Annotated in this window: 8 protein-coding genes; 6 read left to right on the top strand and 2 right to left on the bottom strand. The window is 72.1% G+C overall.

Features of this window, described 5'->3' with window-relative positions:
* Both AOK03_RS33465 and AOK03_RS33460 read right to left on the bottom strand, forming a co-directional pair.
* The coding region (locus AOK03_RS33465; protein WP_157869148.1) for a DUF3097 family protein at nt 1–266 on the bottom strand (266 nt) is incomplete at its 3' end.
* A 35-nt stretch (nt 267–301) separates the two neighbouring features.
* Nucleotides 302–1039: an MBL fold metallo-hydrolase gene (locus AOK03_RS33460; protein WP_055569141.1), complete on the bottom strand. Its 738-nt coding sequence runs from the start codon at nt 1037–1039 to the stop codon at nt 302–304.
* Nucleotides 1040–1224: 185 nt separating this feature from the next.
* On the opposite strand from AOK03_RS33460, the gene hrcA reads away from it, so the two are divergent.
* From hrcA to AOK03_RS33430, 6 genes are all read left to right on the top strand, one after another.
* Nucleotides 1225–2241, top strand: a complete 1017-nt coding sequence (gene hrcA / locus AOK03_RS33455) for a heat-inducible transcriptional repressor HrcA (protein WP_055569140.1) — start codon at nt 1225–1227, stop codon at nt 2239–2241.
* Nucleotides 2242–3381 carry a molecular chaperone DnaJ gene (gene dnaJ / locus AOK03_RS33450; RefSeq protein WP_055569139.1) on the top strand — a complete coding sequence of 380 codons (1140 nt, stop codon included), beginning with the start codon at nt 2242–2244 and terminating at the stop codon, nt 3379–3381.
* 191 nt (nt 3382–3572) lie between these two features.
* The gene (locus AOK03_RS33445) at nt 3573–4646 is read left to right on the top strand and encodes a nitronate monooxygenase (protein ID WP_055569138.1); all 1074 of its coding nucleotides are present in this window, start codon (nt 3573–3575) and stop codon (nt 4644–4646) included.
* The gene (locus tag AOK03_RS33440; protein WP_055569137.1) at nt 4643–5386 is read left to right on the top strand and encodes a 16S rRNA (uracil(1498)-N(3))-methyltransferase; all 744 of its coding nucleotides are present in this window, start codon (nt 4643–4645) and stop codon (nt 5384–5386) included. Before AOK03_RS33445 ends, AOK03_RS33440 begins: the two co-directional genes overlap by 4 nt.
* 22 nt (nt 5387–5408) lie before the next feature.
* Nucleotides 5409–5801, top strand: a complete 393-nt coding sequence (locus tag AOK03_RS33435; RefSeq protein WP_055569136.1) for a VOC family protein — start codon at nt 5409–5411, stop codon at nt 5799–5801.
* Nucleotides 5802–5975: 174 nt separating this feature from the next.
* On the top strand, nt 5976–6465 hold a 490-nt coding region (locus AOK03_RS33430; RefSeq protein ID WP_063792636.1), incomplete at its 3' end, for a hypothetical protein.

Here is a 6465-nt window from a genome sequence, read left to right as displayed (position 1 = left end):
CGTACGGGGGCCTGCGCGGGGCGGACCAGGGTGACGGGGCGGCCCTCCAGGAGGAAGCCGCGCGGCTCCATCGGGAAGACGCGGTGCTTGCCGAAGCGGTCCTCCAGGGTCACCGTCGGGCCCTGCGCCGTCTTCTCGCAGCGGATCACCGCCCCGCAGAAACCGGTGCCCAGCTCCTCGACCACGAGGCCGGCGTCCGCCGCCACCTCGGGGACGGGCTTCGGCTTCTTCCAAGGGGGCGTGAGGTCGGCGGAGTACTGGCGCATTCTGGTGACGATAGGAAGAGTCGGGGGAGGTGGCGTTACGACACGCCGAAGCGGGCCGCCAGTGTGGCGCGTTGGGCGCGGACAAAAGCCGCGTTTACCGTCGCGCCGTGTCCGGGGACGTACAGCGCGTCCTCGCCGCCCAGGTCCAGGAGGCGGTCCAGCGCCGCCGGCCAGTGCGTCGGCGCCGCGTCCGGGCCCGCCTGCGGGTCGCCCGACTCCTCGACCAGGTCGCCGCAGAAGACCACCTCCCGGCCGCCGTCGGTGCCGGGCACCAGGACCGCGAGGTCGTGGCCGGAGTGGCCGGGGCCGATGTTCGCGAGCAGCACCTGGACGCCGCCGCCCAGGTCGAGCGTCCACTCCCCGCACACCAGATGGTGCGGGCGGACCAGGAGATCGGCCGCCTCGGCCGCCGCGTCCGCGTCCAGACCGTGGCGTACCGCGTCCGCGCGCAGCTCGTCGCGGCCCTTGGCGAAGACCGTGTCGATGCCCACTGCCCCGTACACCTCAACGCCCGCGAATGCCGCCGCCCCGAGGACGTGGTCGAAGTGCGGGTGAGTGAGGGCGAGGTGGGTGACCCGTCGGTCGCCGCCGAGGATCGCGCGTGCCTGGGTCCGCAGGGCCGCGCCCTCGGCCAGGTGCGAACCGGCCTCGATCATGAGGGCCGCGTCGTCGCCGACGACGAGCCCCGCCGTGCAGTCCCAGACGGGCAGGCGGACCCGTCCCACGCGTGGGGCGAGCCGCTCCCAGCCCGCCGCTTCCCATGCCGGCGTCACGTTCATACGGTGACGCTATCCGTACGGGCGGTGTTCGGCAGCCGCTGTCTTGCCGGGTCCGTACCTCACGGCCGTACACTGACCTTTTGAAGTGCTGGCACTCGCCCGCGGTGAGTGCCAGGCGTGGGGGCTCGGGGGATGCCGGGGCCCGTCGTGAACGACGGAGACAGCTGGAGGTGTGCGCGATGCTCAGTGAACGCAGGCTCGAAGTGCTGCGCGCCATCGTCCATGACTATGTGGGCACGGAGGAGCCCGTCGGCTCCAAGGCGCTCACCGAGCGACACCGTCTGGGGGTCTCCCCGGCCACCGTCCGCAACGACATGGCGGTGCTGGAGGAGGAAGGGTTCATCGCCCAGCCGCACACCAGCGCGGGGCGCATCCCGACCGACAAGGGCTACCGTCTCTTCGTCGACAAACTCGCCGGCGTCAAGCCGATGACCGCGCCGGAGCGGCGAGCCATCCAGAATTTCCTTGACGGCGCCGTCGACCTCGACGACGTGGTGGGGCGCACGGTGCGGCTGCTCGCGCAGCTCACCCGGCAGGTCGCCGTGGTGCAGTATCCGTCGCTCACGCGGTCGACGGTGCGGCACGTGGAGCTGCTCTCGCTGGCTCCCGCCCGGCTGATGCTCGTACTGATCACCGACACGGGGCGGGTCGAGCAGCGCATGATCGACTGCCCGGCGCCGTTCGGCGAGACCGCGCTCGCGGACCTGCGGGCCAGGCTGAACAGCAGGGTCGCGGCACGGCGCTTCGCGGACGTGCCGCAGTTGGTGCAGGACCTCCCCGAGGCCTTCGAGGCCGAGGACCGCGGCACCGTCGCGACCGTCCTCTCCACGCTTCTCGAAACACTCGTCGAGGAGACCGAGGAGCGGCTGATGATCGGCGGAACCGCCAATCTCACCCGCTTCGGACATGACTTTCCCCTCACCATCCGGCCCGTTCTCGAAGCCCTTGAGGAGCAGGTCGTGCTCCTCAAGTTGCTTGGTGAGGTGCAGGATTCGGGCATGGCCGTACGGATCGGTCATGAGAACGCCCATGAGGGACTCAGCTCCACGTCCGTGGTCTCGGTCGGCTACGGTTCGGGAAGCGAGGCAGTAGCCAAGCTCGGCGTGGTCGGACCGACCCGCATGGACTATCCGGGAACGATGGGAGCAGTACGCGCAGTGGCACGTTACGTCGGACAGATCCTGGCGGAGTCGTAAGTGGCCACGGACTACTACGCCGTACTCGGCGTGCGCCGCGACGCTTCCCAGGACGAAATCAAGAAGGCCTTCCGGAGGCTTGCGCGTGAGCTTCACCCGGATGTGAATCCGGATCCGAAGACTCAGGAGCGCTTCAAGGAGATCAACGCCGCGTACGAGGTGTTGTCGGACCCGCAGAAGAAGCAGGTCTACGACCTCGGCGGCGACCCCCTGTCCCAGGCGGGCGGCGGCGGAGGCGCGGGCGGCTTCGGCGCCGGTGGCTTCGGCAACTTCTCCGACATCATGGACGCGTTCTTCGGGACGGCGTCGCAGCGCGGGCCGCGCTCGCGCACGCGTCGCGGCCAGGACGCCATGATCCGGCTGGAGATCGACCTCGACGAGGCCGCCTTCGGGACCACCAAGGACATCCAGGTCGACACCGCTGTGGTGTGTACGACCTGCAGTGGTGAAGGTGCCGCGCCCGGTACCTCCGCGCAGACGTGTGACATGTGCCGCGGTCGCGGCGAGGTGTCGCAGGTCACGCGGTCCTTCCTCGGCCAGGTCATGACCTCGCGGCCCTGCCCGCAGTGCCAGGGCTTCGGCACGGTCGTGCCCACCCCGTGCCCGGAGTGCGCCGGTGACGGCCGCATCCGGTCGCGCAGGACTCTGACCGTGAAGATCCCCGCAGGTGTCGACAACGGCACGCGGATCCAGCTCGCGGGCGAGGGCGAGGTCGGCCCCGGCGGCGGTCCCGCCGGTGACCTCTACGTCGAGATCCACGAGCTGCCGCACGCCGTCTTCCAGCGGCGCGGCGACGACCTGCACTGCACCGTCACCATTCCGATGACGGCGGCGGCGCTCGGCACGAAGGTGCCGCTGGAGACGCTGGACGGCCTAGAGGAGATCGACATCCGGCCCGGCACGCAGTCGGGGCAGTCCGTCCCGCTGCACGGGCGCGGCATCACGCACCTGCGCGGCGGCGGCCGGGGCGACCTCATCGTGCACGTCGAGGTCCTCACGCCGACGAAGCTCGACCCCGAGCAGGAGCGGCTGCTGCGCGAGCTGGCGAAGACGCGCGGCGAGGAGCGGCCCACGGGGCAGTTCCAGCCGGGGCAGCAGGGGCTGTTCTCGCGCCTCAAGGACGCGTTCAACGGGCGGTAGCGCCTTGAGCGGTGCTTCCCTGGCCCCCGGCGACGGTTCTTCCGTGCCGGGGGCCTTGTCGGTCGTCCGCGGCTGCGTGGGGGCTGCTCGCGCACTTCCCCGCGCCCCTGATGCGCCCCTGACGGGGCGGCGCACGCCAGGTGCGGGGTGCGCGATTCGGTGCGGTGCGTGGGGCGTGGCACGATGCGTGCATGTCCTCCGCACTGACCGATCTCTGCCGCTGTCCGATCGTGCAGGCCCCCATGGCGGGCGGTGCCTCCGGCCCCCGGCTCGCCGCGGCCGTCGCCGAGGCCGGTGGGCTCGGGTTCCTCGCCGCCGGGTACAAGACCGCCGACGGGATGTACCAGGAGATCAAACAGTTGCGGGGGCTCACCTCGCAGCCCTTCGGCGTCAATCTCTTCATGCCGCAGCCCGACTCCGCGGACCCCGCGGCCGTCGAGGTCTACCGCAACCAGCTCGCCGGCGAGGCCACCTGGTACGAGACGGAGCTCGGCGACCCGGACAGCGGCCGCGACGACGGGTACGACGCGAAGCTCGCGATCCTGCTCGACGATCCCGTGCCGCTCGTCTCCTTCACCTTCGGCTGTCCCACCCGTGACGTCCTGGACTCCTTCGCCCGCGTCAACACGCTGACCGTCGTCACCGTCACCACCGCGGAGGAGGCCCAGACCGCCCAGTGGGCCGGGGCCGACGCCGTGTGCGTGCAGGGCATCGAGGCGGGCGGACACCAGGGCACCCACAAGGACAACCCCGAGACCGACGGCGCCGGGATCGGGCTGCTCTCCCTCATCACGCAGGTCCGCGAGACCGTGCAGATCCCGATCGTCGCGGCGGGCGGGCTGATGCGCGGCGCGCAGATCGCCGCGGTGCTCGCGGCGGGCGCGGACGCGGCGCAGCTCGGCACGGCCTTCCTGGTCACCCCCGAGTCGGGCGCGAACCCCCTGCACAAGCAGGCCATGACCAACCCGCTGTTCGTGCGGACCGAGCTGACCCGGGCGTTCTCCGGGCGCCCGGCGCGCGGCCTCGTCAACCGCTTCATGCGCGAGCACGGCCCGTACGCCCCCGCCGCCTACCCCCAGATCCACCACCTCACCAGCGGCCTGCGCAAGGCCGCGGCGAAGGCCGGTGACGCGCAGGCCATGGCGCTCTGGGCCGGACAGGGCCACCGGCTCGCCCGGGAGCTGCCCGCCGGACAGCTCGTCGAGGTCCTCACCGCCGAACTCGCCGAGGCGAAGGCGTCGTTGGCCGCGGAGGGCGCGGAATGACCGCCCCCGTCTTCGTCGTCGAGGACTTCACCGCGGGCGGCGACGGACGCTACGTACTGGACGGGCCCGAGGGGCGGCACGCCGTCTCCGTGAAGCGGCTGCGCGCCGGTGAGGACGTCGTCCTGACCGACGGCGCCGGACGGTGGGCGCACTGCGTGGTCGTCGGCACCGAGGGCAAGGACCGGCTCGTGGTGTCGATGGACGCCGTGGCCGAGGAGCCCGAGCAGACGCCCCGCATCACCGTCGTGCAGGCCCTGCCCAAGGGCGACCGCGGCGAGCTCGCCGTGGAGACCATGACGGAGACCGGCGTCGACGCCGTCGTGCCGTGGACCGCGTCGCGCTGCATCACGCAGTGGAAGGGCGACCGCGGCCTGAAGGCCCTCGCCAAGTGGCGGGCCACCGCGCGCGAGGCGGGCAAGCAGTCGCGCCGGGTCCGCTTCCCCGAGGTCGCCGACGCCGCGTCGACCAAGCAGGTCGCCGCGCTCCTCGCGGACGCCGACTTCGCGGCGGTCCTGCACGAGGAGGGCGGCAGCGACCCGCTGGCCACGGCGGAACTGCCGACGGCCGGGCACATCGTGCTGGTGGTCGGGCCCGAAGGGGGCGTCTCCCCGGAGGAGCTGGCGGCGTTCGCCGAGTCGGGCGCGAGGCCGTACCGGCTCGGGCGTAGCGTGTTGCGCACGTCGACCGCCGGGACCGCGGCGACCGCGCTGCTCCTCGGACGCACCGGCCGCTGGTCCTGACCGAACCCCCCGGGGGGATGCGTTGGAACTCGCCCAGGTCCGTCTGCTCGTCGCGGACTTCCCTGCCTGCTACCGCTTCTACGGCGAAGTCCTGGGCCTCAAGCCCCAGTCGGGCGCCCAGGACGGACCGTACGAGAAGTTCAGCCCCGCCGTCGGCTCGGCGGGCATCGCCCTGCAGGACCGGGCGATGATGGCCGGGCTCCTCGGCGAGCTGGCCGACGCGGCGACCGGGCACCGCTCGCTGGTGGTGCTGCGGGTCGACGACCTGGACGCGTACTGCGAGGAGATCGTCGGGCGCGGGGCGGTCCTCGCGCACGGGCCCGCGCCGATGACGGAGCGCATGCGGGTGGCCCACCTCAAGGATCCCGAGGGCAACCTGGTCGAGTTGCAGGAGTGGCTGCTGCTGCGCACCTGAGCCGTTTCCGGCCGGGCGGGCCCGGTGGAGCCGGTGGACAGATGGCCGCAAGCGGTCTACCGCAGCGGCGCGCGCGGTGGCACTCTGCCGCCTATGGGGGCATTGAGGCGGTTACGTGGCCGGGTGTCCGGGGCGCGGATGCCCGGGACACGGGTGTTGGGGACACGGCGTTCGATGATCCTGTACGCCGTCGGGCTCGCCGGTGCCACCGCGCTGGGAGTCACCGCGTGCGAGCCGGTGGACGGGGGGCTGAACACCTCCGCGGTCGCGCTCACCACGGACGAGATGGGCACCAAGGAGCTGGAGCGGCAGGGGGTCGACGTGGCCTGGCTCAGCTGCACGGCCAGCTTCGAGGACAAGGTGACCCCGCGCAGCGAGTCCGCCGATACCCAGTCCGTGGTCAAGGTGGACTGCCAGGGCGAGACCGACGACGGGACGGACATCACCATCAGGGGCCGGGTGTACTCCGTCGTCGACGGGGCCTGTGTACGCGGAAACCTCACCGCGAAGGTGGGCGACAAGGAATGGTTTCGCGTCGACGTCCTGGGCAACTGCGAGTCCGGCGACGGCGACGGCGACGGCGACGGGAACGGCAACGGCGACGGGAACGGTGACGGCGGGCACGACGGGGGCGGCCAGCCCTCCACCCCGCCCTCCCACGAAG

This window comes from Streptomyces atriruber (assembly GCF_001418325.1).
GTDB classification, from domain to species: domain Bacteria; phylum Actinomycetota; class Actinomycetes; order Streptomycetales; family Streptomycetaceae; genus Streptomyces; species Streptomyces atriruber.
This window is presented reverse-complemented; position numbering and strand designations above follow the sequence as displayed.

Excerpts from the sequence above, each read along its gene's own strand:
- hrcA (WP_055569140.1), top strand. The coding sequence starts at position 1,225 with ATGCTCAGTGAACGCAGGCTCGAAGTGCTGCGCGCCATCGTCCATGAC.
- AOK03_RS33445 (WP_055569138.1), top strand. The coding sequence starts at position 3,573 with ATGTCCTCCGCACTGACCGATCTCTGCCGCTGTCCGATCGTGCAGGCC.
- AOK03_RS33440 (WP_055569137.1), top strand. The coding sequence starts at position 4,643 with ATGACCGCCCCCGTCTTCGTCGTCGAGGACTTCACCGCGGGCGGCGAC.